A 24,605-nucleotide genomic window follows, 5' to 3' on the forward strand; every position below is an offset into this window, starting at 1 on the left:
GTCGGCTGGCGTCTTGCTGTCGGTCATGTCTCTCAGTTCCTGCGCTCGACCACGTAGTGGACCAGATCGCGCAGGCGATCAGCCTCGGGGCCAAAGATGTCGATATGGGATAGGGCCTGTTCCGCCACGCGGCGGGCTTCCTTGGCCGCGCCATCCACGCCCAGAAGGGCGACATAGGTGGACTTGCCGGCCGCTTCGTCCTTGCCTGCGGTCTTGCCCAGCTCCTCGGCGCTGGCGGTGGCGTCCAGCACGTCATCGGCAATCTGGAAAGCTGCGCCAAGGTCACGGCCATAGGCGGAAACGCGCTTGCGCACGTCATCGCTGGCCTGCCCCAGAATCGCCCCGGCTTCAGCCGAGTAGCGGATCAGGCAACCGGTTTTGAGCGCATGCAGGCGGGCGACTTCGTCCAGGGACAGCGCACGGCCTTCGCCTTCCATGTCGATCATCTGGCCACCGACCATGCCGGCAGCGCCCGTGGCGTCGGCCAGCGCACGGACGAGGTTGATGCGCACGTCCGCGCTGGCATGCGTCAGCGGGTTGGCAAGGATGTCGAACGACATGGTCTGCAGCGCGTCACCGGCCAGGATGGCCGTCGCTTCATCGAACTTGCGGTGGGTGGAAGGCTGGCCACGGCGCAGGTCGTCGTCGTCCATGGCGGGCAGGTCGTCATGCACCAGCGAATAGGCATGCAGCATCTCGACCGATGCCGCGACACGATCCGCACCTTCCGGTGCCACGCCGAACAGGCTGGCCACTTCGGCGACCATGTAACCGCGCAGGCGCTTGCCACCACCCAGCGTGGCATAGCGCATGGCGTCGATCAGCCGGGCCTCGCCCCCTTCAACGCGGGGCAGCAGGCGGTCGATCATGCCCTCGATCGCCTTGGCGCGCGCGGACATTGATGCACGCAGACGGACCATGCGATCCGTACCGTCTGTTTGGGACGAGGTTGCTGTTGTTTGGCTCATCTGATGCATCAATCCATCGGTTTTGCATCCAGCGTACCATCGGCACGCTGGACAATCGCCTGAACGCGGGCCTCGGCCTCGTCCAGTTTTTTCTGGCAGTACTGTCGCAGGGCGGCACCACGCTCATAGGCCGTAATCGCGTCTTCCAGCCTGAGCTGGCCTACCTCGAGCTGCCGCACGATGGCTTCAAGTTCGGCCAGTGCGTCCTCGAAGGAAAGGTTGGTCAGGTCTTCGGTCATCGGCGCGTGGTGCTTCCTGAAAATAACTTGGCTGGCGCAGGCATTACATCCTTGGGGGGCATCCTGCCAAGGGGACAACTGGTTTTACGGCATTTTGACGCTTATGCCGTGTGCGGCGCGTCAGCGGGAGTCGCATCGGGATCGGGCCGGCGGCGGATGACGAAGGACAGCGTGCCGCCTTCTTCCCCGAATGCGATCAGGGCATGGCCCGTTTCACGGCAGAATGCCTGAAAATCCGCGACGGATGCCCGGTCGGTCGCGATCACGCGCAGCCGTGCGCCGGGCGGCAGGCCACGCAGCATGCGGTTGGCCTTGAGCACGGGCAGGGGACAGGTCAGGCCGCGTGCGTCTAGCAGGATCTCACTCATGGGTGGCCGTGTCTCCTTGGTGGTGGGCAGCTATGCTTGCGCATCAGGGTTTGAAGTTGCGTGCAGGTACGACCATAAAAGAAAACGCGCCACTGATAAAACATGATGAAAGAAAGACTCCGGATGGCCACCTATCGTATTGGAATTGATTTTGGCGGCACCAAGATTGAAATTGCAGCATTGGCAAAGGACGGTACGGAACGTGTGCGTCGGCGCATTTCCAACCCCGGCAACTATCCCGCCGCCATCGGGGCCATGTGTGAACTGATCCACGGGGTGGACAAGGAGCTTGGCGGCACGGGCACCGTGGGAATCGGCATTCCTGGTTCCATCAGCCCCGATACGGGCGTCATCAAGAACGCGAATGCGACGTGGCTGAACAACCAGCCACTGGTCCGTGACATGTCGGCCGCCCTGGGCCGTGATGTGCGGGTCGAGAACGATGCGAACTGTTTTGCCCTGTCCGAGGCGATCGACGGGGCGGGTGCAGGCCATCACTGCGTGTTTGGCGTCATTATCGGCACCGGCATGGGGGCCGGGATCGTGATCGACCAGAAGCTGCTGATCGGGCGCAACCATATTGCGGGGGAATGGGGGCATACGCCGCTACCGTGGCCGCGGCTGGAAGAATTTCCCATGCCCAAGTGTTTCTGCGGTAATGAGGGGTGTATGGAACGCTTCCTCAGCGGTTCCGCGCTGGCGCAGGACTGGAAAGGCCCCGGCCACCGCAGCGCGGCACATATCGAGCAGGAAGCCGAGGCTGGCGACCTGACCGCCATCGGCGCGCTGGACCGCTACATGGACCGCATGGCGCGCGCCTGCGCCATGGCGATCAATTTCATGGACCCCGACGTGATCGTGCTGGGGGGCGGGGTGTCCAATCTGGACTCGATTTACGAACGTGTGCCCCGGCTCATGCAGCGTTACGTCATCACCCCCAACTGCACCACGCCCATCGTGCGTAACCGCCATGGCGACAGTTCCGGCGTGCGCGGGGCGGCGTGGCTGTGGGACGACCATCACGTTGACTGACCCGGCGGGTCAGTGACGCGGCCTGTGATCAGTCTTCGGTGCGGTCCAGGCCGCGAAAGCCCGTGGCCACGACGTAAAGTTCGCTTGATTCCTTGCGGCTGGCCGGGGGCTTGGCGTGGCGGACCTGCGTGAACATGCGCTTGAGGTCCGCCAGCATCTGCTTTTCCGATCCGCCCTGGAACACCTTGGCCACGAACGTGCCGCCGGGGGCGAGGATGCGGACGGCAAAATCCAGCGCCAGTTCCGCCAGCCCGATAATGCGCAGGTGGTCGGTCGGGGCATGGCCGGTGGTGTTGGGGGCCATGTCCGACATCACGACATCCGCCCGGCCACCCAGCAGGCCGGTCAGGCGATCGGGCATGTCGGGGTCGTTGAAATCCCCTTCGATAATGGTGGCACCCGGCACGGGGTCAACCGGCAGCAGGTCGACGCCCACCACCTCCGCGGCTCCGCGCTTGACCGCGACCTGCGTCCAGCCACCGGGTGCCGCGCCAAGGTCAACCACCCGCGCGCCGGGTCTGATCAGCTGGAAGCGGTCATCAAGTTCAATCAGCTTGAAGGCTGCGCGTGAACGCCATCCCTGTTTCTGGGCAGCCTGCACATACGGGTCGTTCAGCTGGCGCTGCAGCCAGCGGTGCTGCGCGGTTGTGCGGCCGCGCGCCTTCTTGACCGTGACGGTCTTGGTGCGGTTGGCCTGTGCGGCGCGTCCGTCCGTGCTGCTGTCACCGGTGCCGGGTGTCAGACTGCTGGTACGGGCCTTGCCCGGTATGCGGGTAGAAGAACGCTGTTTCATGACGGGACGCGGTCAGGTAATGACCCGGTGCTCCATACGATTATGCAGGGGGAAGGAAGGCGGCGCTGCGGATAGGCCGCCATGCCGCCTGCGGTCCCCAATCATGCGTAAAAGCAGTCCGTCACGCAATCCCCGGTCCGCAACCGTGACGTCGGGCATGGGCCATGTGGTGGCGATCGCCTCGAATATGGCGCAGCCGGGCAGGATGTAGCGCGCGCGGTCCGCGCCGATCAGGGGGTGGCGTGCCAACCCCGCCATGCCCGACCGGCGGAGGGTGGCAATCAGGCCCAGCGCATGGGAAACCGACAGGGTGCTGCCATCGATCCCGGCGCGTTCGTACCTGTCCTGCCCCTGCGCCAGGCTGGCCAGTGTGGTGATCGTGCCGCTGGTGCCCAGCAGCATGACATTGCCACGTGCGATTTCGCGGGTGATGCAGTGGACGTCATCAAACCCGCGCAGCATGTCGCTGATTTCACCGACTACGGCGCGGTAGCCATGGTCGGTGAAGATGTCTGTTCCATAGCGTTCGCCCACCGTCATGATGCCGGCAGGCAGGCTGATATAGCCGGACAGGTCATGGCGCCCGGCGCCGCGGTCGATTCGCGCCCATGCGATTTCGGTGGAGCCACCGCCAATATCGAACAGCAGGCCACGCCCTGCGGCGTGGTGATGGGTCTGCAGCAGGGAATTGCAGGCCGCCAGGGCCAGTTCGGCTTCCTCCCGCGCGGAAATGACCGAGATGTTCAGGCCGGTTTCATGCAGGACGCGGGCAATGAAATCCATGCCATTGCCCGCGCGGCGGCAGGCTTCGGTTGCGATGGCGCGATGGCTGTGCAGGTCATACAGCCCCATGCGCGCGACACAGGTACGCAGCACGCCGATGGTGCGTTCCATCGCCGCTTCGGCCAGTTGCCCCGAATGATGCAGTCCTTCGCCAAGGCGTACGGCGCGGCTGAAGCTGTCAATGACACGCAGCCCCTGTTCCCCCGCGCGGGCGACCAGCAGGCGGCAGTTATGGGTGCCAAGGTCAATGGCGGCATAAAGCGGCGCACGGAAGGTACGGCGATTCGTTGCAGACGCAAGGGGAAGGATGTCCCCATGCTGGCGTATCTTTGCGCTGAGCGTCTGCTGGACCATATGCATGCAAACCCGTTGACGGCCAAGGTATTACCTATTGTGTTGAGTGTTCTGCGTGAAACGCAAGTCAAAAGAGAAAATTCGCAAAAAAGATCAGGAGAGGGGTTGCACCCCACACGCCCCCCGGCTATATGCCTGATCACCGCAGCGCACCGCGCCGCTTTCTCCTTGCTGGGGGATAGTTTAGCGGTAGAACTACCGGCTCTGACCCGGTCAGCCCTGGTTCGAATCCAGGTCCCCCAGCCAATTTTCTCCCGGAAAATAATATCAGACAGTTAAGTATCCCGGTCCTGTGGTGATTTGGGTGGTTTATCGTGTCTGACGCATGAAATGACCGATTGGTTGCCTGTATTCAGGGTAATGCGCCCGGATCAAGGAATGTGGTCATGGCCGTGACTGACGGCATGGCTGATCGCTGGCCTGTCATTATGGTTGCAAAAATATCATCTGCGAGTGTGGTGGCCCGGATGGGGTGCTGCCTAATCGATAACTGGTGCGCCTGCGTTATTTCCACCGATAATGTCTGGTGTCCGGATGCATCCGCCCCACCGGCAATCATGAGAGGGCGGCAGTGTGCGCATGGTCGCGGTGGGAAAGCGTCCGGCCTTGTGTCAGGATGAAAATGGACGAATACAGGATCGTGCCGTTTTTATTGTCTCATTGCGGAATGAACCGATTTTTTGTCACGAAGTATGCGCCTGCATGGCCACCTCCACGGTGGTCGGCCCGCAATGCCCCGGTCATACGCAGTCGGGGCTGCCCGAATTACGCCTTCGCATCGTGGAGGAAGCTGTCAGGTTTCTTGCCCGTCAGGCTGTTGCCTGGCGGGGTGTTTCGCATGACGGGGCGGGATGGGGCGGCAAGGCGTGATCTGCCGCGCGCGGTTCAGCATTTCGACCAGTTGCGGACTTGCTGGTCCACAATAATCTCCACCATGCGGCGAAGTGCCCGCATGTCGCCGGTAAAATTCTGCGCCAGTACGCGCTGCTCCACTCCGTCCAGCGTGAACCAGCCCGGGCGCAGGTTCCGGTCCTGCTCGATCTGGCGGATGATGTTCATGGACAGGGCGGGAGCATGCGTGGCGTCCGGCCTGTCCATATGAATGATGTGGCAACGTGATTTCAGCGGTTCGGACACGGTGGACAGGTCATTAGCGGTCAGGACCCATCGTACGCGGCTGACATCAACCGGCACGTTCAGGAACACATCCCGGAACTGCCTGCATTCCCCCATGTCGAGAAACTGCAGCAGGGCATTCTGCACGCTGCCGAAGCGGCCATCGGTCGGGGCCTTGTCCACTTCATCAAGGATGATGCACGGATTGGCCATGCCGGTCGCGGCCAGGAATTCCACGATGGTAGACGGCTTGGCATCGCCAAATGTCTGGTGCGTGCCGGTCAGGGACAGGGGATCCCCCATCGCGCCCACATTCATGGTCATGACTTCGTAGCCCAGCGTGCGGTAATAGACCCGCGCGACTGTCGACTTTCCGCATCCCGGCGGTCCGACCAGCAGTACCGGTCGCGCGATGCCCGATGTGCCCCATTCCAGCCGCTTCAGATCGGTTTCCGCCATGGCGCGCACGGCGGCCAGGGCATGGGGGCACGCGTTTTCCACATCCTGTACGCGGGTGCGGATGTTATCCGGCTCATGAATCTTGACCGGATGGGCAAGCCTGCGCACCGATTCATATGGATCGGGCTGGGTCGTGCGCTTGTGTTCGGGGAACTGGTAATGTTCCGGCAGCACACGGATGTAGGTGTGGGGAGCGGACTGGTAAGCCGCGGCTTCGGGAGGAGGGGTTTCATCCTCATCCAGATCATCATCGCAGCCCAGTGCGATCAAGAAATCAAAATCGTCCGGTTCCGGCATCTGCTTCCCTCATTATCCCGTTCACATTCCAGCAGGCTGGAGTGCACGGTCGGATGAGGAGCACGAATTTTTCATGGCCTGACCATATCATGGCTGGCCACGCGGTTTCCATAACAAACGGCATGGGATCGGATGCGCGCAGGGCAGGGGATGCCTGCGCGCATCCGGCGGATCAGGCGGCCAGGCCGCCATCCGTTGTTACGGCGGACCCGGTCATGAAGCTGGCGGCGGGACTGGCCAGGAACGAGACGACGGAGGCAATATCGCTCACCTGTCCGTATTCCTTGTGGCACATGAAGCTGCGCAGCATGTCGGCGGCGGGGCCGGTGGCGGGGTTCATGTCCGTGTCGATCGGGCCGGGCTGGACCACGTTGATGGTAATCCCGCGCGGACCCAGGTCGCGCGCGGCCCCGCGTGCAAACCCGTTCAGTGCCGACTTGGAGGCCGAATACAGCGAAATGCCCGGGAAGGGGGAACGGTCGGCAAAGGTCGAGCCGATCAGGATGATCCGCCCGCCCTGCGTCATGTGGCGCGCGGCTTCGATGGTTTCGATCATGACGGCACGCACATTCAGGCCCAGCACCGCATCGACCTGTTCATCCGTCATGTCGGCCACGTCGCCAAAGGGGTAGATGCCGGCATTGCACACCAGTGCGTCGATCCGCCCCATATCGGCCACCACGCGGCGGATGGCGGCACGGTTGCCATTACCTTCGCCATCGCAGCGGATGGCCATGCCCCGGCGGCCCAGTGCGCGGACCTCATCGACAGTCTTCTGTGCCGCCTGTTCATTGCGGGCGTAGGAAATGGCGATGTCATAGCCATCCTTCGCCAGTGATTTCGCAATGCCGGCGCCGATGCCACGGCTGCCGCCGGTAATGTAGGCAACGCGTTGTGTCATTGTGTTTTCTCCTGTTTCCAACCTGTCTTTTTCCCACTACAGCACCACGCGGGTCGGGGAAAGCGTGGCCACGCGTGCGAAGGGGGTTGATCGCGGGGTGCGGGTTGTCTATAGCCTGCATGTTCGCGCGTCCGGGCCTGTAGGGCATGCCCGGCCGCAATGGAGTGTCCATGTCTATCCGCAGGGATGGGCACGGGCGCGGGCACCAGACATTCAGGAGAAGAAAATGCCCAAGATGAAGACCAAGTCATCGGTCAAGAAGCGGTTCAAGATCACCGCCACCGGCAAGGTGCTGGCAGGTCCCGGCAACAAGCGCCACGGCCTGATCAACCGCTCGCAGAAGATGAAGCGCACGAACCGTGGTTCGCAGGTGCTGACGGAAATGGACGGCCGCACTGTGAAGCAGTGGGCTCCCTACGGTCTGGCATAAGGAGCACCTGAGACATGGCACGTGTGAAACGCGGCGTAACCACCCACGCCCGCCACAAGAAGGTTCTTGAACTCTCCAAGGGGTTCCGGGGCCGTTCCTCCACCAATTACCGCATTGCGCTGGAACGTCTGGAAAAGTCGCTTCAGTATGCATATCGCGATCGCCGGAACAAGAAGCGCGAATTCCGCGCCCTGTGGATCCAGCGTATCAACGCGGCAGTGCGTGAACATGGCCTGACCTACAGCCGTTTCATCAACGGTCTGGACAAGGCCGGCATCGAGATCGACCGCAAGGTCCTCGCCGCCATTGCCTATGACGATGCAGCAACCTTCGCTGAAATCGTGAAGAAGGCGCAGGCCGCTCTGGCCTGATCCCTGTTTCCACGCCCGCGTGGCGACAGGTCCACGAAACGGGTCGTCCCAACGGGCGGCCCGTTTTGTTTTTAATGCAATGCCCGTGCCGCAGTCGATGCCGGTGGCGGACACAATTCCATGCGCCGGGTCTGGCCCGCCGGTAGATCGATACCAGCCCACCCGGACGTGAGCCTGTGCGAGGTGCTATGAGTGACGATCTCGAAACCCTGAGGGAACAGACAGTTCAGGCACTCGCTGCCGCAACCGACCAGCGCGCGTGGGACGCGGTGCGCGTCGGCACGCTGGGCAAGTCGGGCACGCTGACCGCACTCCTCAAGCAACTCGGGCGCATGACACCGGATGAGCGGCGTACGCGGGGTGCTGCCCTGAACCGGCTGCGCGACGACCTGTCCCGCCTGATCGAGGCGCGTGGGCAGGAACTGGAAACCGAGGTGCTGAACGCCCGTCTGGCTGCGGAACGCGTGGACGTGACGCTGCCCTGCGCGCCGGAAGCGGACGGCGCGCTGCATCCCATCACCCGCACGATCGAGGAAATGGCCGCTATTTTCGGCGCGATGGGGTTCCAGATCGCCGAAGGGCCGGATATCGAAAGCGACTGGCACAATTTTTCGGCCCTGAACACGCCCGCGCACCATCCCGCCCGCACGGATCAGGACACGTTCTACCTGCCCGCCGAAGCCGAGGGCCAGCCCGAACGCGTACTGCGTACCCAGACATCGGGCGTGCAGATCCGCACCATGCTGGCGAAAGAGCCGCCCATCCGCATCATCGCCCCCGGCCGGACATACCGCGCCGACCATGATGCCACCCATTCGCCCATGTTCCACCAGTGCGAGGGACTGGTGATCGAGAAGGGGATCACGCTGGGGCACCTCAAGGGCTGCCTGTCGGATTTCCTGCGCGCGTTTTTCCAGATGCCCGACCTGCCGGTGCGCTTCCGCGCGTCCTATTTCCCCTTTACCGAACCGTCTATGGAAATCGACATCGGCTGGTCGCGCAGGACCGGGCAGATCGGCGCGGGCGATGACTGGCTGGAGGTGCTAGGCGCGGGCATGGTCCACCCCCGCGTGCTGGCCAATTGCGGGCTGGATGCACGGGAATGGCAGGGGTTCGCCTTTGGCATGGGGATCGAGCGCCTGACCATGCTGCGTCATGGCATTCCCGACCTGCGCTCGTTTTATGAAAGCGATGTCCGCTGGCTACGCCACTATGGCACCAGCCCCCTGTCTCCCGCCCTGCTGCACGAAGGTCTGTGATCGATGAAGTTCTCCCTGTCATGGCTGCGCGAGCATCTTGAGACCACGGCGACGGTGGAAGAAATCTGCGCCACGCTGAACACCATCGGGCTGGAAGTTGAAGGGGTGGAAGACCTTGGCGCCACGCTGGCATCCTTCCGCACCGCCCGCATCATTGAAGCGGCCCAGCACCCCAATGCCGATCGCCTGCGCGTGTGTCAGGTCGATGCGGGCGAAGGGTTCGAGCGCGTTCAGGTCGTCTGTGGTGCGCCCAATGCGCGTGCGGGGCTGCATGTGATCTTTGCCCCGCCGGGCACCTTCATCCCCGCCAGCGGCATGACCATCAAGGCCGGGAAGCTGCGTGGCGAGGCCAGTGGCGGCATGCTGTGCTCGCTGCGTGAACTGGGACTGGGCGAGGAAACGGACGGCATCGCCGAACTGCCCGAAGGCACCGCGCCGGGGCAGTCCTATGCGCTGTTCGCCAGGCTGGATGATCCGGTCATCGACATCGCGATCACGCCCAACCGGGGCGACGCGCTGGCGGTGCGCGGCGTGGCACGCGACCTTGCGGCGGCGGGCCTTGGTACACTGAAGCCATGGCTTGCGGACACGGTGGACGGGCGCTTTGACAGCCCCATCAACTGGCGCATCACGTTTCCCGAAGCCTGCCCGTGGGTTCTGGGGCGCGTCATTCGCGGCGTGAAGAACGGCCCCAGCCCGGACTGGCTGAAGCGGCGGCTGGAATCCGTTGGCCTGCGTCCGGTATCCGCACTGGTGGACATTACCAATTTCTTCGCCTTCGACCTTGGTCGTCCGCTGCACGTGTTTGACGTTGACAGGCTGATGGGTTCGGAGCTGACCATCTGCCGTGGCGCGGGTGAAACCTTCACCGCGCTGGATGGCAGCGAACACGTCATGACGCCGGATGACTGCGTGATTGCTGACGGGCGCGGCGTGCAGTCGCTGGCCGGGATCATGGGCGGGGCGGAAAGCGGGGTCAGTGATGACACCACGACCGTGTTCGTGGAATGCGCGCTGTTCGATCCCGTGACCATCGCCCTGTCGGGGCGGCGGCACAACCTGCATTCCGATGCGCGCCAGCGTTTCGAGCGCGGCGTGGACCAGGCCCTGCCGCCTGCGGCGCTGGAAGCTGCCACGCGCATGATCCTTGACCTGTGCGGGGGGGAAGCGGGCAACGTGGTCTCCGCCGGGGTCGAGCCGGCATGGCAGCGGCAGGCGCATCTGGAATTCGCCCGGCTGGAAACGCTGGGCGGACTGGTGGAAGAACCCGACCACGCGGTCCACCTGCTGGAGGGGCTGGGCTTCAGGGTGCGGGAATGTGACGCGCGGCATGTGGTGGTGGATGTGCCGTCGTGGCGCAATGACATCGCAACGCCCATGCTGCTGGACCAGCAGCCTGACCTGCCGCCCGCCCGTGCGCAGGCTGCAGCGGAAGGAGCGGCGGTCATTGACCCCGAAGTGGACCTGATCGAGGAAGTGCTGCGCCTGCGTGGACTGGACAGCGTGCCTGCCGTCTCCCTGCCGGTGGACAACGCGGTGCCGCTGCCTGCCTTTACCCCGCGGCAGGGCCGTATCGCCAGCCTGCGCCGCCGACTGGCGGCGCGTGGGCTGATGGAAACGGTGGGCTTTTCCTTCGTGGCGATGGATCAGGCTGCCGAATTCGGTGAAACGCCTGCGGACCTGCACCTGCTCAACCCCATTGCGGCCGATCTGGATCAGATGCGGCCCACGCCGCTGGTCAACCTGTTGGCTGCGGTAAAAGGCAATGCCGCACGTGGTTACCCCGACCTCGGGCTGTTCGAGGTCGGGCCCGCTTTTGGCCCGGATGGGCAGAAGCTGGTGGCTGCCGGTATCCGTAGCGGCCATTCCGCGCGTCTGCCCGGCCACCCGGCGCAGCCGGTTGACCTGTGGCAGGCGAAGGCCGATGCGCTGGCGGGTCTGGCTGCCGCCGGGGCTGCGATGGAAGGGCTTGGCATTACTACGGATGCACCGTCCTATTACCATCCGGGCCGTTCGGGTGTGATCCGGCAGGGGCCGAAGCTGGTGCTGGGGCATTTCGGGCAGTTGCATCCTGCCCTGCTGGCCGCGCGTGGCATTGACGTGCCGGTCTGCGCGTTCACGCTATATCCCGATGCGGTGCCCGAACCCAAGCGCAAGCGTAAGGCGCCCCCGGCACTGTCGGCATTCCAGCCGCTCAAGCGTGATTTTGCCTTTGTGGTAACGACTGACGTTCCGGCGGAAAAGCTGCTGAAGGCCGTCAGGGGGGCTGAGCGGAACCTGATTGTGGCCGTCAGCCTGTTTGACGTTTATGAAGGCGACAAGATCCCGGCGGGACACAGGTCGCTGGGCGTGGAGATAACCCTTCAGCCAATGGACAGGACCCTGACCGATGCGGAAATCGAAGCTGTCTGTGATCGGGTGGTCGCTGCCGCGCAGAAAAGCTGCAATGCCGTCCTGCGTGGCTGAACGCGAGCGGGTGCGCGCTGCCTGCCGGGGTATCGGGCTGGGGACGGCGGTGGTGCTGGGCCTTGCCGGTGCCGCGGCCCATGCCACCGAAATCATCGGGGCGGGGTCCAGCTTTGGCGCGCCCATTTACGGGGCATGGGGCGAAGGGGTCGCGCACGATACGGATATCCGCCTGAATTACCAGACCATCGGGTCGGGTGCCGGGCAGAATCAGGTCAAGGCCCGCACGGTGGATTTCGGCGCATCCGACGCGCCCATGACCGCGGCGCAACTGGCGCAGTTCCACCTGATCCAGTTCCCCACGGTCATGGGGGCGATCGTGCCGGTCGTGAACCTGCCCGGTGTGGATACCAGCCACCTGCACCTGACGGGGGAACTGCTGGCGCGGCTGTACGCGGGGGACATCACCATGTGGAATGACCCCCGGATTGCCGCGGAAAACCCGGATATGACCCTGCCCGCCATGCCGGTGGCCCCGGTGCGACGCGCGGACGGGTCCGGCACGACGTTCGTGTTCACGTCCTACCTTGCCCGTGTCTCACCGCAATGGGCGAAGGAACAGGGCAGCGGGACATCCATCGAATGGCCGGTGGGCGAGGGCGCGCGTGGCAATGACGGCATCGCCGCCGCCGTGCGCAATACCGAAGGCAGCATCGGTTACCTTGAATATGCCTATGCGGCGGGCAACCACATGGCGATTGCCGAGATGCGCAACCACCATGGGGATCTGGTCGCCGCCGGGCCGGACAGTTTCAGCCAGGCGGTCACGACCGCGCGCTGGGCTACTGATGACAGTCATTCCGCCGATGTGCTGGATGGCGATGGCTCGGGTGCATGGCCCATCATGGCCGCGACCTATGTGCTGATCCCGACAGACCGGGCGGATACGCCGCAGGGCAGGGCGGTACGCGCGTTCTTTGACTGGAGCATGCAGCATGGCGGTGATGCGGCCCTTGCGCTGCGCTACGTGCCGTTGCCCGATAACATCCGCATCACCATACGCGGTCTGCTTGAAACGCACTGAAACGACGCAGACAGTACCACGGCCGGACCCGGGGCCGTGGTGCCGTCAGCCTGCGGGTGCTGCGCACAGGGAATGCCGCTTGAAAACAGGTGGTACCCGGACCCTTTTACGGGCTTTTCAGATGGAACCAGCTGGTCTGCGTAACGGCGTATTTTTACAACCGGCATTTGCGCTGGCTGACCCGACACGATAAGCCGGTCAGGCATGACTGACACTTTCCCTACGCACGCGGTCCCCGCGACGGTTTCCGCTGGCCCCACCATCTGGATCATGGCGGGGGAGGCCAGTGGCGATGTTCTGGGCGGTCGCCTCATGGCGGCGCTGCGGGCGGTATGCCCTGGCGTACGGTTCGCGGGAATTGGCGGCGAGCGCATGCAGGCGCAGGGACTGCACACCCTGTTTCCCCTGCGTGACCTTGCCGTCATGGGGCTGATGGAGGTGCTGCCCAAAATCCGGCATCTTTCACGCAGGCTGGATCAGGCGGTGTCGGATATTGCCAGCCGGCGACCCGATCTGGTCATAACCATCGACAGTCCCGGCTTTACCCTGCGGCTGCTGCGACGGATTGCGCCTTTGTCCATCCCCCGGTTGCATTATGTCGCCCCCCAGGTCTGGGCATGGCGCGAACACCGGGTCCGTGAGTTCCCCGGATTGTGGGAACGCATGCTGTGCCTGCTGCCATTCGAGCCGGAATTCTTTGCCCGGCACGGGATCGAGGCACGCTTTGTCGGCCATCCCGTCGTGCAGTCTGGTGCAGATGGTGGCGATGGCGCTGCGTTCCGTGCGCGTCATGCGATTGCGTCGGACGCGCCCGTTCTGGTGCTCATGCCCGGCAGCCGCCGGTCCGAGGCACCGCGCCTGCTGCCGGTATTCGGGCGTATGCTGGCCATCCTGCAGAACCGGGTGCCCGGTATCGTGCCCGTGGTGCCCGTCGCCCCGGTGATTGCCGATATCGTGCGCAGGGGCGTGGCGAAATGGCCGGTACGTCCCCTGATCGTGACGGATGTCGATGACAAGCACGATGCGTTTGCCGCGGCTGATGCCGCACTGACCAAATCGGGCACCTCCACGCTGGAGCTGGCCATCGCCAATGTGCCCATGGCGGTAACCTACCGCGTTAATCCGCTGACCGCGGCCATGGCGCGGCGGCTGATCCGGGTGCCATATGTGGCCATGGTCAACCTGCTGTCAGGCCACAGGCTGGTGCCGGAACTGCTGCAGGAACGCTGCACCCCGGACCTGCTGGCGGCAACGGTTGAACGCCTGTTGTCCGATGAAGGCTGCCGCAGCCTGCAACGGGCGGGATTTGGTGATATCCGTACCGCCCTGCGCGGGCCCGGCGTGGACCCGGCGCAGGCGGCAGCGGCCGAAATCATGGATTTGCTGGGTTCTGTCCTTGCGCGGGGGGCGCTTCCGGCGCCGCACCCGGCGTAACAGGCGCCGAGGCGCCGGGGGGCAGGGGTTCGTTTTCCGATATCAGCGCATGCAGCTCCGTGCGCAGCATGAATACGCCCATGATCAGCGTGCCCACCACGGTAATCCCGATCCAGATCAGCTTGCTGATCTGTTCGCGCCGTTCTTCTTCATCCACCACGGGTTTATCAGGCTTTGCCATAGAGCGTCTCCACTGCAACTTCCGGTCTGGTGATTTCCACGATCCCTTCGGGGCGCAGCGCGTTGTAGAAACAGCTCCGCCGGCCGGTATGGCAGGCAACGCCCTTCTGGTCCACCAGCAGCAGGATGGCGTCACGGTCACAGTCCAGGCGGGCGTCAACCAGCATCTGCACCTGCCCCGATGTTTCCCCCTTGCGCCACAGGCCGTGGCGGCTGCGTGAATAATAGCAGACGCGACCCGTGCGCAGCGTTTCATCCAGCGCTTCGGCATTCATCCATGCCAGCATCAGTATCTCACCACTGTCATGCTGCTGTGCAATGGCGGTGATCAGGCCGTCTTCATTGAATTTGACCCGGTCGATCATGGCCGTGCGTACGGCCTGGTCCGGGGGAGTATAGGGCATGTCTTTCCAACCTTAAGAAACAGCGCGGATAGCCGGCGCGCAGGTAGTCCTATTCCGCCTTGGCGGGCAGGGTAAACCATTCGGGCACATGCACGTGCAGCGCATGGCCATCCACGTTCAGTCCCGTATCGTTGATATGTTCATTGCGGATCATGGCCATGCCCACCTTGTCGCGTGAGGACCGCATTTCCCCGACCGTCGTATCACCGGACACGATGGGCGTGCCGGGCGCGGGCAGGTCATGGTGAGATGTGACCGGCAGCAGGTGACGGCGCACCAGCCCGCGGTACCGGGTGCGCGCGGTCAGTTCCTGGCCCATGTAGCAGCCTTTGGTCCATGAAATGCCGTTCAGCTGGTCGAAATTGGCTTCCAGCAGCAGGGTCTTGCCGCTTTCGCAGTCCCGCGCGCCATCGGGCAGGCCCAGTGACAGGCGGAGGTGGTCGTACTCGACTTCATCCGCCGAAAGGGCCGCCATGGGGTGGCCCAGCAGGAACCGCCATCCCGCCTGTGGCAGGCGCGGGTCGGGGGCTGCGGGATATCCTTCGGGCGGGGTGACGTCCTCCCCCCATGCGGCATGCACGGCGTAACCCGTTTCGCTGATGTCCACATCCGCGCGCAGGCGGTAGCGCGACAGGCGCTGGCGCAGCATGTCGGCCTGTGCCGCGTCACAGTCGACCAGCAGGCGCACGCCCTCAGGGTCGGCAAAGACAAAGAAATCGGCCAGCCATTTGCCCTGTGCCGACAGGAAGGCGGTCCATACCGCATGACCGGGCGCGACCGCCGTCATGTCATTGGACACCAGCCCCTGCAGGAAGGAAACACGGTCCGCCCCGGAAATACCAAGTACGGCACGATCAGGAAGATGAGCAATTCTGGCCATACGCGCAATCTGGCCATGCCCGTGCCCGCAGGCAAGGGGTAAAGAGAGGTTGGCACGCAGGCAAAACCTGACTAGCACCACGAAAATGCATATCCTGTTCATCACATCCACCCGGCTGGGGGATGCCATCCTGTCCACCGGGCTGCTGGACACGCTGCTGCGGCGCTATCCGCTGGCGGATTTCACCATTGCCTGCGGGCCGGTGGCTGCCGGCCTGTTCGCGCACATGCCGCGCCGCGTGCGCACCATAGAAATGGTCAAGCAGCCATGGGACCGTCACTGGCTGGAACTGTGGCGGCAGTGCAGGGGGACGAAGTGGGATCTGTGCGTAGATCTGCGTGGGTCGGTCGTCAGCTATTTCCTGCGGGTGGGCAAACGCCATGTCATGCGGGGCGGCCGCAGGCCGGGGCGGCGCATTACCCATATCGGCAACCTGCTGGACCTTGACCCCGCTCCCCTGCCGGTCACGTGGACAAGCGCCGGGGAGCGCGCGCAGGCGGCATCCATGCTGCCTGATGGGCCACGCTGGATCGCCCTTGGCCCGACGGCCAACTGGGATGGCAAGATCTGGCCTGCCGAGCGGTTTGTTGCGGTGTTCAGGGCCCTGCACGCGGATGATCCATCCCTGCGTCCCGTAATCCTGTACGGCCCCGGTGCGGCCGAGCGCACCCGCGCGCAGGCGGTGCTGGACCAGTTGCCCGATGCGCTGGATACGGGGGGCGGGCTGTCGGTCACTCAGGTGGCGGCGCTGCTGGCGCGATGCACGCTGTTCATCGGCAATGATTCGGGGCTTATGCACCTTGCGGCGGCATGCGGGATTCCCACGCTGGGTCTGTTCGGGCGCAGTCGGGCGTCGGAATACGCGCCTGCGGGCCCGTGGGCGCGCGTGGCCATAGCCCCCGGACCGGTGGGCGACGCCCCGATGGAAGGGCTGGCTGTTGCACAGGTCGTGACCACCGCAAGGGCGCTGTTGCGGGACAGATGGGGGTGGAAACGGTGAAAAACCCGAACTTTTTGCATTTCCGCCCCGCTTACGGCTGGCGGTGGAAAACGGCCCGGTCTATGTGATCGGACTGGCATGATGGCCCGGGACTGCGCATGGCCCCTGAACAGGGTGGTTTGCCGTGCCGTTTCAGGCCGGATATGCTGGGGCCGACAAACACGACGCGCCGTGCGCAGGGCGCCGCGCAAGCGAGCAGGGAACGACAGGAACGTGGCTGACGACATCTTCACGGAAGTCGATGAGGAAATCCGTGCCGAACGCATCCGGGCGCTGGCGCGCCGCTATCTGGCTGTGGCGGGGGCCGTGGTTGCTGTGGTGTGCATCGGGGCCGGGGGGTGGCAGTATTCCGTCTCCCGCGCGCACAAGGCGGATGCGGCGGTCTCGGCAGCCTATTTCACTGCAATGCAGGATGCCACCCGCGCACCCGACAATGCGGGCACCGATGGTACGCTGACCGCACGGCAGAAAACCGGACTGCAGGAACTTGCGGCGCTGGACGGCAGGGCACGGCCGCCGCTGCGCATTCTCGCACGCATGGAACGCGCCGCGTTGCTGGCCGGTAGCGGCAGCCTGCCCGCGGCCCTCGCCCTGTGGGATGGCGTGGCGCAGGAACATGCCATCGATCCGGTCATTGCCTCGCTCGCCAGCCTGCTGTGGGTTCAGCACCAGATCGACAGTGGCGATCCCGCCACCCTGCGCTCGCGCCTGGCAGTGCTGGATGGCACGGGCCAGCCATGGCGCGCCCAGGCGATCGAGGCCGAGGCCATGCTTGACCTGCGCACCGGTAAGGATGCGGACGCACGCGCCCGGCTGGAACGCCTGACCATGGACATGTCCGTAACCGATGGCGTGCGTAACCGCGCGGAAGCCATGCTGCAGACCATGGGGGCTGACGCAGGTGGCTAGCCCGATCCATGACACCCCCATGCCCACAGACAGGAAGACCATGAAAACAGCCCTGAGCCGCCGCCACGCGTTACTTGGTGCCGGGGCTGCGCTGCTGCCCGCCCTGGCCGCCTGTTCCAGCGCGCAGAAAAAGAAGCCCCTGCTGATCGGCCACCGTTCCGACGTGCTGCATACCACGGCGGGCCTGACCGTTGATTCGGACGAGACGCAGGCCGTGACCGTGCCCGCGCCGGTGGCGGTGAATGCATGGCCGCAGTCCGGCGTGGCGCCCAGCCATGTCGGCATGGATATCGCGTGGCGTGGCGAGATGCGCCACCAGTGGACCCACGACATCGGGGCGGGTATCTCCGAACCCGATCCCCTGTATTACGTCGCCCTTGGCAATAGCGGGCGTGGCATCATTCAGGCCCCGCCGGTGGTGCAGAACGGGCGGCTGTTCGTCATGGACGCGCAGGGCGTGATCCGGGCCTATCACTGGCCGGCCATGCGCAAGCTGTGGGAATACAACCCCAAGCCGCGCAAGATGCAGTCGGATAATCTGGGCGGTGGCCTGAGCGTTGACGGGGATACACTGTACATCGTCGATGGTATCGGTCAGGCACTGGCGGTGGAAGCTGCCACGGGCAAGCTGAAATGGCGGGTCAATATCCAGGCCCCCGGGCGTTCCGCGCCAACCATTGACAACGGTCGCCTGTTCCTTGGCACCATTGACGAACACCTGTACTGCCTGGATGCCGAAAACGGCAATATCCTGTGGACATATGCCGCGACGGGGGCCGACACCATCATCTACGGCCAGCCGGCCCCGGCCGTGGCGGACGGAGTGGTTCTGGCCGGTTTCGGTTCGGGCGATCTGGTGGCCCTGCGTGCGGAAGGTGGCGAGGTCGTGTGGGCCGACACATTGGGCAGCACCAATGGGCAGCAGGCGCTGATCGACTTTTCATGTGTGCACGGCATGCCGGTCATTGCCGATGGCACGGCCTATGCCATAAGCACCGGCGCAGTGCTGGTGGCCATTGACATGCGTTCGGGCCGCAGGCTGTGGGAACGTGGCATTTCGGGACAGAATACACCGCTGGTGATCGGGGACTGGATCTTCATCATCTCCATGGACCAGCAGGTGGCCTGCCTTGACCGGCTTTCGGGCCATGTGCGCTGGATCACGCAGCTGCGCCAGTATGAAAACGCGGACAAGCAGAAGCGCGGTATCGTATGGAATGGCCCGCTGCTGGCGGGGGGCAAGCTGGTGTTCATTTCCAGCTTCCCCGAAAACGGGGTTGCCATCATCGATCCGGCGCAGGGGCATATCGAATCCCTGCACAAATTGCCCGGTCAGGTGACGACCGCGCCCATCGTGGTCGATAATCTGCTGTTGCTGCTGGACAATAGCGGCTACCTTATCGCCTATAGCTAAAAAGAAAGTTGCCGCAGTGAGTTCATCTTTTCCATCCGCGCCAGTGGATGCGCTGCCGGTTGTCGTGATCGCGGGCAGGCCGAATGTTGGCAAGTCGACCATTTTCAACCGGCTGGTCGGACGCAGGCAGGCGCTTGTGGCCGACACCCCCGGCGTAACCCGTGACCGCAAGGAAGGGCAGGCGACCGTGCGTGGCCGCGCCATTCGCATCATCGATACGGCGGGGCTGGAAGAAGCCGCCCCTGATACGCTGTACGGGCGCATGCGGGCATCGTCCGAATCCGCGGTGGCGGATGCGGACCTCGTGCTGTTCTGCATTGACGCGCGCAGTGGCCTGACCCCCGCGGATGAGCATTTTGCCAACTGGCTGCGCCGTCAGGGCCGCCCGGTGCTGCTGATCGCCAACAAGGCGGAGGGGCGGCAGGGGGCTGCTGCCGCCATGGAGGCATTTTCGCTGGGGCTTGGCGCGCCGCTGGCCATCTCTGCCGAGCATGGGGAAGGCGTGGCTGACCTCATGTCCGAAATAGCGGACCGTCTGCCGCCGACCGACCTGCCGCCCGTACAGAAACCCACGCGTCGCAGCCGTCGTGAACAGGCGGAAGGCGAGGAGGAGGATGTCCGTCCCCCCGGTCCGCTGCGCCTTGCCATCGTGGGGCGCCCCAACGCGGGCAAGTCCACGCTGCTCAACCGCCTGCTGGGTGAGGAGCGAATGATTACCGGCCCGGAACCGGGGCTTACGCGTGATTCCATTGCCGTCATGCTGCATGATGACCAGGGCCCGATCCAGCTGGTCGATACGGCGGGGTTGCGCCGTAAGGCGCGGATTGACGAGACGCTGGAGAAAATGTCCGTTTCCGCCTCGATCGAGGCGCTGAAGATGGCGGAGGTCGTCATCCTCGTGCTGGATGCGACGTTGGGCGTACATGAGCAGGACCTGCAGATCGCCCGCCTGATCGAACGTGAAGGCCGGTGCTGCGTGCTGGCGCTGAACAAGTGGGACGCAGTGGAAGACCGGGCCGCGACGCGGCAGGCGATCAAGGATCGTATCGAAACGTCGCTTGCACAGATGCGCGGCATTCCCGTTGTCGCGTTTTCCGCCATGACGGGGGCAGGGATCAACAAGCTGCTGCCCACCGTGCGCCGCGCCTATGACATATGGAACCGCCGCGTGCCGACCGGCGCGCTGAACCGCTGGTTCGAAATGATGGTCGAGCGTCATCCGCCGCCGCTGGTCGACGGGCGCAGGCTCAAACTGCGCTACATCACGCAGGCCAAGGCCCGTCCGCCCACGTTTATCGTGTTCGGCACCCGCACTGACCAGTTGCCTGAGGATTACCAGCGCTATCTGGTCAATGGCCTGCGTGAAACCTTTGACCTGCCCGGCACGCCGATCCGGCTGCTGCTGCGGGCATCGAGCAACCCTTACGCCAAGGGCTAGGCACGGGATCCGGACGGCCGCCCGTCCGGGTTTTGCGTTTCTGGTGCCTTGTCACGTCCCGCATGGTACATATGGCCCCGGCTGCCATGGGGAAGAAAGACAGATCATGTCCCTGCGCATATCCACCACGGATGCCCTGCTGATCATCGACATGCAGGCCGATTTCATGCCTGGCGGTCCCCTTGGGGTGCCGGGCGCGGATATGCTGCCCTCCCTGATCAACCCGTTATGCGACCTGCCGTTCGGTGCGATTGTCGCAACACAGGACTGGCACCCGCCGGGGCATGTGTCCTTCGCGGGGCAGGGGGGGGCATGGCCGGTGCATTGTGTGGCCGGAACGCGGGGGGCCGACCTGTCGCCCGCGCTGGCGCAGGTGCATGTCGGCGTGGTGCTGCGCAAGGGGCTGCATCCCGAAATCGACAGCTATTCCGCCTTTGAAGACAACGACCATGTCAGCCGTACCGGACTGGATGGGCTGCTGAAGGGCAGGGGGATCACCCGTGTCTTCGTGGTGGGCGTTGCGCTGGATTACTGCGTGGCCGCGACCGCACGCGATGCGGTGCGGGCGGGATTTGCCACCTTTGTCCTGCCCGACGCCTGTCGTGCCGTGCAGCAGGCTCCGGCTGCGGCGCTGGCCGCGCTGGGCATTGAAGGCGTCGACCATGCGCAGGCGGCGGACGTGCTGGCCCATAACCGCAGGAATTAAACAAAGTCCCTGCTGGAGCCTTTTTTAAACGTTGTCAGGTGCCGCCTTTGCCGGAAATGGCGGTTCCTTCTGTCATCTATCTGGGCATGACGTCCGGACTATCCGATCACCAGTGACAGCAGCAGTGCGAAGACCAGTCCGAGTACGGCAATCAGCGTCTCGATCACTGACCATGTCTTTATGGTCTGGCCAACCGACAGGCCAAGATATTCCTTGATCTGCCAGAAACCCGCGTCATTCAACGGCCCCAGCGCCACGGACCCGGCCCCGGTCACGATCACCATCAGTTCGGGCGACGCAGCATGGGTCCGCAGCAGGATCGGGCCGACAATGCCGGCCGCCGTGCTCATGGCCACGGTGGCGGACCCGGTGGCCACGCGCACCACCACCGCCAGCAGCCACGCCAGTACCAGCAGCGGCACATGCGCCCCCACCGCAAGGTCGGTAATGGCCGATGACACGCCACTATCGACCAGTTCCTGACCGAAGCCGCCGCCCGCGCCGACCAGCAGCATGATCAGGGCGGTGGGGGCCAGGCAGTCATTGGTGAACTTCAGGATGGTTTCCCGGCTGAACCCGCGTGCCGCGCCAAAAACCTGGAATGACAGCAGCGTCGCCAGCGCCAGTGCGATGTCGGTATTGCCGATAAAGTGCAGCGCGTTGTTCAGGGGCGTATGGGCCGCGGCCAGCATGTCCGCCATCGATCCCACCAGCATCAGGATGACGGGAGACAGGATGGTCATGACCGTCAGCCCGAAACCGGGCATGTTTTCGGGCAGGTCATGGTTGACGAACTGCGCCTCCAGCGCGGATGGCTGGACCGGCCCGATCCGCCCGGCGATGAAGCGGGCGTAAATCGGTCCCGCAAGGGCCGCCACCGGCGTGCCGATCACGATTCCCCACAGGATCGTGCGCCCGATATCCGCATGGTAGGCGGACAGCGCCAGCAGCGTCGCGGGATGGGGCGGGATCATGGCGTGCGTAACCGACAGCGCGGCCCCCATGGGCAGCGCCAGCAGCAGCAGGGGCGTATTGGTGCGTCGCGCCAGCGTAAAGGCCAGCGGGATCAGCAGGACGAACCCGACCTCGAAAAACACCGGCAGGCCCACCAGCAGCCCGATCACCATCATGGCCCAGCTGACGCGCTTCGTGCCGGCAAGGCTGGTGATCGTGACCGCAATCCGGTCTGCGCCCCCCGATTCCGCCAGCATCTTGCCCAGCATGGTGCCCAGCGCGATGACCGTCGCGACATGCCCCAGCACGTGCCCCGCGCCGGTTTCGAATGACGTGATGGCCTTCTGCGGTGGCATGCCCGCACCCAGCGCCAGCGCCAGCGAAACGGCGAACAGCACGATGAACGGGTTGATCTTGAAACGGGCAATCAGAACCACGACGGCTACGATCGCCAGCGATGCGAGGGAGAGGGCGAACAGGGATGACATCATGGTTTCTGTAACGAATTCATGCCCTATACAGGCCGGTGATCCCCCATGCTGTCAACGCTGGAAGCTTTTTCTGCGCAATATTTGAACAAAAATACCCTATTTTTCGGACCTGATATTACACAATCGTCATGGACATGCCCCCTCGGTGGCATGTCCGGATGCTGTTATCATGCCCCTTTAGGCCCTATGGACAGGAGCACAGCGATGATCATTCTTTCGGACGAGACGGCCGACATCCCGACACCATCAGGCATGATGCGGATGCATGTTTTCCGTCCCGCCATCGCGGGGCGTTTCCCCGGGATCGTGCTGTTTTCGGAAATCTATCAGGTGACGGCCCCCATCCGCAGGCTTGCGGCGATGATGGCAGGGCTGGGGCATGTAGTATGCGTGCCAGAAGTCTATCATGAATACGAACCCGCGGGCACCGTGCTGGCTTATGATAAGCCAGGCACGGACCGGGGCAATTTCCTGAAGCATGAAAAACCGCTTTCTGCCTATGACCATGATGCCCATGCGGCACTGGACTGGCTGGCGGCGTATCCGCACTGCACCGGCGCGCTGGCCACGATGGGCGTCTGCCTCGGCGGGCATCTGGCGTTTCGTGCCGCCCTTGATCCGCGCGTACGTGCGACGGTGTGTTTCTATGCGACCGACATCCATGCCCACAGCCTTGGTCACGGGAAATGCGATGATACGCTGGCCCGGGTCGGGGAGATGAAGGGGGAGGCGTTCCTGGTCTGGGGGCGACAGGACCCGCATGTGCCCTTCGCGGGAAGGCAGATGATCCGCGAAGCGCTGGAACAGGCGCAGGTGTGTTACGAATGGCATGAATTCAATGCCCAGCATGCGTTCCTGCGCGATGAAGGGCACCGTTACGATTCCGCCCTGTTCCTGCAGTGCATGGACATGGCCCGGACCTTCCTGGGCCGTATCATGCATCTCAGCGCGTAAGCATGCCCGCCAGGACGGCCAGCGCGATGACAAGGCCGGTTTCGCGGTTGAAGCGGAACAGGCGCAGGCACCCGGCGGGATCGCGTTCGTCCAGCCGGCTGACCTGCGATGCCAGCAGCATGGCGGGCAGGGGCAGCGCCAGCCAGAACCCGTAACCGGTATGGGCCAGCCACCCTGCCGCCGCCAGTCCCGCAACCGTCAGGGCGTAGCACGTGCCCACGAACAGCCGCGCATGCCCGGCCATGAGGCGCGATGTGGACCGCACCCCGATACGGGCATCGTCCTCCATGTCCTGAAAACCGTAGATCGTATCGAAGCCAAGCTGCCAGACGATGGTGGCGGCATACAGGGCGCACAGCGCGGGATCGATCCGGTCCGCCGCCGCCGCATAGCCCAGCGGCGCGCCAAAGCCGAACGTGAACCCCATGACCAGCTGCGGCCACCACGTTACCCGCTTGGCCAGCGGATACAGCCCCACAAGGATAAGCGAGGACGCGCCCAGCACCTGTGACAGGGTATTGAGGTTCATGAGGATGTTGAACCCGATCAGCAGCAGGGCAGCCAGGAACAGCGCTGCCTCCCGCATCGACAGCGCGCCTGATGCCAGCGGGCGGCCCGCCGTGCGTGCAACCTGCCGGTCAATGTCGCGGTCCCACATGTCATTGACCACGCAGCCCGCGCCGCGCATCACGACACTGCCGATACCGAACAGCACGATCAGGAAAATGCGTTGCGACACCGGCACGCCCGCGGGCAGCAGGATGCCCCATATGCCGGGCAGGAACAGCAGCCACGTGCCAATGGGCCGATCCAGCCGCGCCAGCAGCGCATACGGGCGTAGGCGCGCGGGCAGGCGGCCGATCCAGCCATCCACCCGGATGTCCGTATGGGGTACTGGCTGGTCCACGGGTGCAACTCCTTCGGGCTTGATCGCGCCAGCGGGACAGGGTTTGCCGATGACGGATCGCCCCGTGGCTGCTA

The 24,605-nt window shown here is 64.3% G+C and carries 26 protein-coding genes and 1 tRNA gene; 15 read left to right on the top strand and 12 right to left on the bottom strand.

Annotation, left to right across the window (positions count from 1 at the left end):
* Positions 1 to 32: 32 nt before the first annotated feature.
* The 3 genes from HNO79_RS05855 to HNO79_RS05865 form a co-directional block, all read right to left on the bottom strand.
* On the bottom strand, positions 33 to 968 hold the full coding sequence (locus tag HNO79_RS05855; RefSeq protein WP_408885688.1) for a polyprenyl synthetase family protein: 936 nt from the start codon (positions 966 to 968) through the stop codon (positions 33 to 35).
* A gap of 8 nt (positions 969 to 976) precedes the next feature.
* Positions 977 to 1,207 carry an exodeoxyribonuclease VII small subunit gene (locus HNO79_RS05860; protein ID WP_039736411.1) on the bottom strand — a complete coding sequence of 77 codons (231 nt, stop codon included), beginning with the start codon at positions 1,205 to 1,207 and terminating at the stop codon, positions 977 to 979.
* 101 nt (positions 1,208 to 1,308) lie between these two features.
* Positions 1,309 to 1,575: a sulfurtransferase TusA family protein gene (locus tag HNO79_RS05865; protein ID WP_010513550.1), complete on the bottom strand. Its 267-nt coding sequence runs from the start codon at positions 1,573 to 1,575 to the stop codon at positions 1,309 to 1,311.
* Positions 1,576 to 1,698: 123 nt separating this feature from the next.
* Here HNO79_RS05865 and HNO79_RS05870 point away from each other — a divergent pair, with 123 nt between their 5' ends.
* Positions 1,699 to 2,607, top strand: a complete 909-nt coding sequence (locus HNO79_RS05870) for an ROK family protein (RefSeq protein ID WP_010513549.1) — start codon at positions 1,699 to 1,701, stop codon at positions 2,605 to 2,607.
* A gap of 28 nt (positions 2,608 to 2,635) precedes the next feature.
* On the opposite strand, the gene HNO79_RS05875 is transcribed toward HNO79_RS05870, so the two are convergent.
* Positions 2,636 to 3,400: an RlmE family RNA methyltransferase gene (locus tag HNO79_RS05875; protein WP_010513548.1), complete on the bottom strand. Its 765-nt coding sequence runs from the start codon at positions 3,398 to 3,400 to the stop codon at positions 2,636 to 2,638.
* Between the two features lie 12 nt (positions 3,401 to 3,412).
* The gene (locus HNO79_RS05880; protein ID WP_214164959.1) at positions 3,413 to 4,543 is read right to left on the bottom strand and encodes a Ppx/GppA phosphatase family protein; all 1,131 of its coding nucleotides are present in this window, start codon (positions 4,541 to 4,543) and stop codon (positions 3,413 to 3,415) included.
* A 166-nt stretch (positions 4,544 to 4,709) separates the two neighbouring features.
* On the opposite strand from HNO79_RS05880, the gene HNO79_RS05885 reads away from it, so the two are divergent.
* Both HNO79_RS05885 and HNO79_RS05890 read left to right on the top strand, forming a co-directional pair.
* A tRNA-Gln gene (locus HNO79_RS05885) sits at positions 4,710 to 4,783 on the top strand.
* Between the two features lie 456 nt (positions 4,784 to 5,239).
* Positions 5,240 to 5,407 carry a hypothetical protein gene (locus HNO79_RS05890; RefSeq protein ID WP_214164958.1) on the top strand — a complete coding sequence of 56 codons (168 nt, stop codon included), beginning with the start codon at positions 5,240 to 5,242 and terminating at the stop codon, positions 5,405 to 5,407.
* A gap of 15 nt (positions 5,408 to 5,422) precedes the next feature.
* On the opposite strand, the gene HNO79_RS05895 is transcribed toward HNO79_RS05890, so the two are convergent.
* Together HNO79_RS05895 and HNO79_RS05900 are read right to left on the bottom strand one after the other, a co-directional pair.
* Entirely contained in the window at positions 5,423 to 6,409 is a 987-nt protein-coding gene (locus HNO79_RS05895; RefSeq protein WP_010513545.1) for an AAA family ATPase, read from the bottom strand.
* Between the two features lie 172 nt (positions 6,410 to 6,581).
* Entirely contained in the window at positions 6,582 to 7,310 is a 729-nt protein-coding gene (locus HNO79_RS05900) for an SDR family NAD(P)-dependent oxidoreductase (RefSeq protein ID WP_214164957.1), read from the bottom strand.
* Between the two features lie 226 nt (positions 7,311 to 7,536).
* On the opposite strand from HNO79_RS05900, the gene rpmI reads away from it, so the two are divergent.
* The 6 genes from rpmI (at position 7,537) to lpxB (ending at position 14,294) form a co-directional block, all read left to right on the top strand.
* Positions 7,537 to 7,740 carry a 50S ribosomal protein L35 gene (rpmI, locus tag HNO79_RS05905; RefSeq protein WP_007400447.1) on the top strand — a complete coding sequence of 68 codons (204 nt, stop codon included), beginning with the start codon at positions 7,537 to 7,539 and terminating at the stop codon, positions 7,738 to 7,740.
* Positions 7,741 to 7,754: 14 nt separating this feature from the next.
* Positions 7,755 to 8,111, top strand: coding sequence for a 50S ribosomal protein L20 (gene rplT / locus HNO79_RS05910; protein ID WP_010513542.1), 357 nt, complete (start codon positions 7,755 to 7,757; stop codon positions 8,109 to 8,111).
* A gap of 188 nt (positions 8,112 to 8,299) precedes the next feature.
* Positions 8,300 to 9,370, top strand: a complete 1,071-nt coding sequence (pheS, locus tag HNO79_RS05915) for a phenylalanine--tRNA ligase subunit alpha (protein WP_214164956.1) — start codon at positions 8,300 to 8,302, stop codon at positions 9,368 to 9,370.
* 3 nt (positions 9,371 to 9,373) lie between these two features.
* Entirely contained in the window at positions 9,374 to 11,836 is a 2,463-nt protein-coding gene (gene pheT / locus HNO79_RS05920; protein WP_214164955.1) for a phenylalanine--tRNA ligase subunit beta, read from the top strand.
* Positions 11,817 to 12,860 carry a phosphate ABC transporter substrate-binding protein PstS gene (gene pstS, locus HNO79_RS05925; RefSeq protein ID WP_214164954.1) on the top strand — a complete coding sequence of 348 codons (1,044 nt, stop codon included), beginning with the start codon at positions 11,817 to 11,819 and terminating at the stop codon, positions 12,858 to 12,860. The genes pheT and pstS overlap by 20 nt, the downstream gene beginning before the upstream one ends.
* 204 nt (positions 12,861 to 13,064) lie before the next feature.
* Positions 13,065 to 14,294 carry a lipid-A-disaccharide synthase gene (lpxB, locus tag HNO79_RS05930; protein ID WP_214164953.1) on the top strand — a complete coding sequence of 410 codons (1,230 nt, stop codon included), beginning with the start codon at positions 13,065 to 13,067 and terminating at the stop codon, positions 14,292 to 14,294.
* Here the strand turns inward: lpxB and HNO79_RS05935 are convergent.
* Genes HNO79_RS05935 through ygfZ form a run of 3 tightly spaced genes read right to left on the bottom strand, consistent with a single transcriptional unit; the run spans position 14,233 to position 15,758 of the window.
* Entirely contained in the window at positions 14,233 to 14,475 is a 243-nt protein-coding gene (locus HNO79_RS05935) for a hypothetical protein (protein WP_214164952.1), read from the bottom strand. The genes lpxB and HNO79_RS05935 overlap by 62 nt on opposite strands.
* Positions 14,462 to 14,878 (bottom strand): phosphoribosyl-AMP cyclohydrolase, encoded by a 417-nt coding sequence (gene hisI, locus HNO79_RS05940; protein WP_010513534.1) that lies wholly within the window; start codon positions 14,876 to 14,878, stop codon positions 14,462 to 14,464. The genes HNO79_RS05935 and hisI overlap by 14 nt, the downstream gene beginning before the upstream one ends.
* Before the next feature lie 49 nt (positions 14,879 to 14,927).
* A complete protein-coding gene (gene ygfZ / locus HNO79_RS05945; protein WP_029329316.1) occupies positions 14,928 to 15,758 on the bottom strand; it encodes a CAF17-like 4Fe-4S cluster assembly/insertion protein YgfZ in 831 nt (276 codons plus the stop codon).
* Positions 15,759 to 15,843: 85 nt separating this feature from the next.
* Between ygfZ and HNO79_RS05950 the strand changes: the two genes are divergently transcribed.
* The 5 genes from HNO79_RS05950 to HNO79_RS05970 all read left to right on the top strand — a co-directional run bounded on the left by HNO79_RS05950 (position 15,844) and on the right by HNO79_RS05970 (position 21,225).
* Positions 15,844 to 16,758: a glycosyltransferase family 9 protein gene (locus tag HNO79_RS05950; protein WP_214164951.1), complete on the top strand. Its 915-nt coding sequence runs from the start codon at positions 15,844 to 15,846 to the stop codon at positions 16,756 to 16,758.
* A gap of 213 nt (positions 16,759 to 16,971) precedes the next feature.
* Complete coding sequence (locus HNO79_RS05955) at positions 16,972 to 17,667, top strand: hypothetical protein (RefSeq protein WP_214164950.1); 696 nt, start codon at positions 16,972 to 16,974, stop codon at positions 17,665 to 17,667.
* A gap of 40 nt (positions 17,668 to 17,707) precedes the next feature.
* A complete protein-coding gene (locus HNO79_RS05960; RefSeq protein ID WP_048856803.1) occupies positions 17,708 to 19,081 on the top strand; it encodes a PQQ-binding-like beta-propeller repeat protein in 1,374 nt (457 codons plus the stop codon).
* A gap of 16 nt (positions 19,082 to 19,097) precedes the next feature.
* A complete protein-coding gene (gene der / locus HNO79_RS05965; protein WP_010513528.1) occupies positions 19,098 to 20,519 on the top strand; it encodes a ribosome biogenesis GTPase Der in 1,422 nt (473 codons plus the stop codon).
* Between the two features lie 106 nt (positions 20,520 to 20,625).
* Positions 20,626 to 21,225: a nicotinamidase gene (locus HNO79_RS05970; protein ID WP_214164949.1), complete on the top strand. Its 600-nt coding sequence runs from the start codon at positions 20,626 to 20,628 to the stop codon at positions 21,223 to 21,225.
* A 98-nt stretch (positions 21,226 to 21,323) separates the two neighbouring features.
* On the opposite strand, the gene HNO79_RS05975 is transcribed toward HNO79_RS05970, so the two are convergent.
* Positions 21,324 to 22,667, bottom strand: a complete 1,344-nt coding sequence (locus tag HNO79_RS05975; protein WP_048856809.1) for a GntT/GntP/DsdX family permease — start codon at positions 22,665 to 22,667, stop codon at positions 21,324 to 21,326.
* A gap of 207 nt (positions 22,668 to 22,874) precedes the next feature.
* On the opposite strand from HNO79_RS05975, the gene HNO79_RS05980 reads away from it, so the two are divergent.
* A complete protein-coding gene (locus tag HNO79_RS05980; protein ID WP_214164948.1) occupies positions 22,875 to 23,624 on the top strand; it encodes a dienelactone hydrolase family protein in 750 nt (249 codons plus the stop codon).
* On the opposite strand, the gene ubiA is transcribed toward HNO79_RS05980, so the two are convergent.
* Positions 23,614 to 24,531 (bottom strand): 4-hydroxybenzoate octaprenyltransferase, encoded by a 918-nt coding sequence (ubiA, locus tag HNO79_RS05985; RefSeq protein ID WP_214164947.1) that lies wholly within the window; start codon positions 24,529 to 24,531, stop codon positions 23,614 to 23,616. The genes HNO79_RS05980 and ubiA overlap by 11 nt on opposite strands.
* Positions 24,532 to 24,605 lie beyond the last annotated feature (74 nt).

The organism is Komagataeibacter oboediens (genome assembly GCF_018491655.1).
GTDB lineage: Bacteria > Pseudomonadota > Alphaproteobacteria > Acetobacterales > Acetobacteraceae > Komagataeibacter > Komagataeibacter oboediens.

Bases quoted from the DNA above. Each gene is read 5' to 3' on its own strand.
- HNO79_RS05855 (WP_408885688.1), bottom strand. From the start codon at position 968: ATGAGCCAAACAACAGCAACCTCGTCCCAAACAGACGGTACGGATCGC.
- HNO79_RS05860 (WP_039736411.1), bottom strand. From the start codon at position 1,207: ATGACCGAAGACCTGACCAACCTTTCCTTCGAGGACGCACTGGCCGAA.
- HNO79_RS05865 (WP_010513550.1), bottom strand. From the start codon at position 1,575: ATGAGTGAGATCCTGCTAGACGCACGCGGCCTGACCTGTCCCCTGCCC.
- HNO79_RS05870 (WP_010513549.1), top strand. From the start codon at position 1,699: ATGGCCACCTATCGTATTGGAATTGATTTTGGCGGCACCAAGATTGAA.
- HNO79_RS05875 (WP_010513548.1), bottom strand. From the start codon at position 3,400: ATGAAACAGCGTTCTTCTACCCGCATACCGGGCAAGGCCCGTACCAGC.
- HNO79_RS05880 (WP_214164959.1), bottom strand. From the start codon at position 4,543: ATGCATATGGTCCAGCAGACGCTCAGCGCAAAGATACGCCAGCATGGG.
- HNO79_RS05890 (WP_214164958.1), top strand. From the start codon at position 5,240: ATGGCCACCTCCACGGTGGTCGGCCCGCAATGCCCCGGTCATACGCAG.
- HNO79_RS05895 (WP_010513545.1), bottom strand. From the start codon at position 6,409: ATGCCGGAACCGGACGATTTTGATTTCTTGATCGCACTGGGCTGCGAT.
- HNO79_RS05900 (WP_214164957.1), bottom strand. From the start codon at position 7,310: ATGACACAACGCGTTGCCTACATTACCGGCGGCAGCCGTGGCATCGGC.
- rpmI (WP_007400447.1), top strand. From the start codon at position 7,537: ATGCCCAAGATGAAGACCAAGTCATCGGTCAAGAAGCGGTTCAAGATC.
- rplT (WP_010513542.1), top strand. From the start codon at position 7,755: ATGGCACGTGTGAAACGCGGCGTAACCACCCACGCCCGCCACAAGAAG.
- pheS (WP_214164956.1), top strand. From the start codon at position 8,300: ATGAGTGACGATCTCGAAACCCTGAGGGAACAGACAGTTCAGGCACTC.
- pheT (WP_214164955.1), top strand. From the start codon at position 9,374: ATGAAGTTCTCCCTGTCATGGCTGCGCGAGCATCTTGAGACCACGGCG.
- pstS (WP_214164954.1), top strand. From the start codon at position 11,817: ATGCCGTCCTGCGTGGCTGAACGCGAGCGGGTGCGCGCTGCCTGCCGG.
- lpxB (WP_214164953.1), top strand. From the start codon at position 13,065: ATGACTGACACTTTCCCTACGCACGCGGTCCCCGCGACGGTTTCCGCT.
- HNO79_RS05935 (WP_214164952.1), bottom strand. From the start codon at position 14,475: ATGGCAAAGCCTGATAAACCCGTGGTGGATGAAGAAGAACGGCGCGAA.
- hisI (WP_010513534.1), bottom strand. From the start codon at position 14,878: ATGCCCTATACTCCCCCGGACCAGGCCGTACGCACGGCCATGATCGAC.
- ygfZ (WP_029329316.1), bottom strand. From the start codon at position 15,758: ATGGCCAGAATTGCTCATCTTCCTGATCGTGCCGTACTTGGTATTTCC.
- HNO79_RS05950 (WP_214164951.1), top strand. From the start codon at position 15,844: ATGCATATCCTGTTCATCACATCCACCCGGCTGGGGGATGCCATCCTG.
- HNO79_RS05960 (WP_048856803.1), top strand. From the start codon at position 17,708: ATGAAAACAGCCCTGAGCCGCCGCCACGCGTTACTTGGTGCCGGGGCT.
- HNO79_RS05970 (WP_214164949.1), top strand. From the start codon at position 20,626: ATGTCCCTGCGCATATCCACCACGGATGCCCTGCTGATCATCGACATG.
- HNO79_RS05975 (WP_048856809.1), bottom strand. From the start codon at position 22,667: ATGTCATCCCTGTTCGCCCTCTCCCTCGCATCGCTGGCGATCGTAGCC.
- HNO79_RS05980 (WP_214164948.1), top strand. From the start codon at position 22,875: ATGATCATTCTTTCGGACGAGACGGCCGACATCCCGACACCATCAGGC.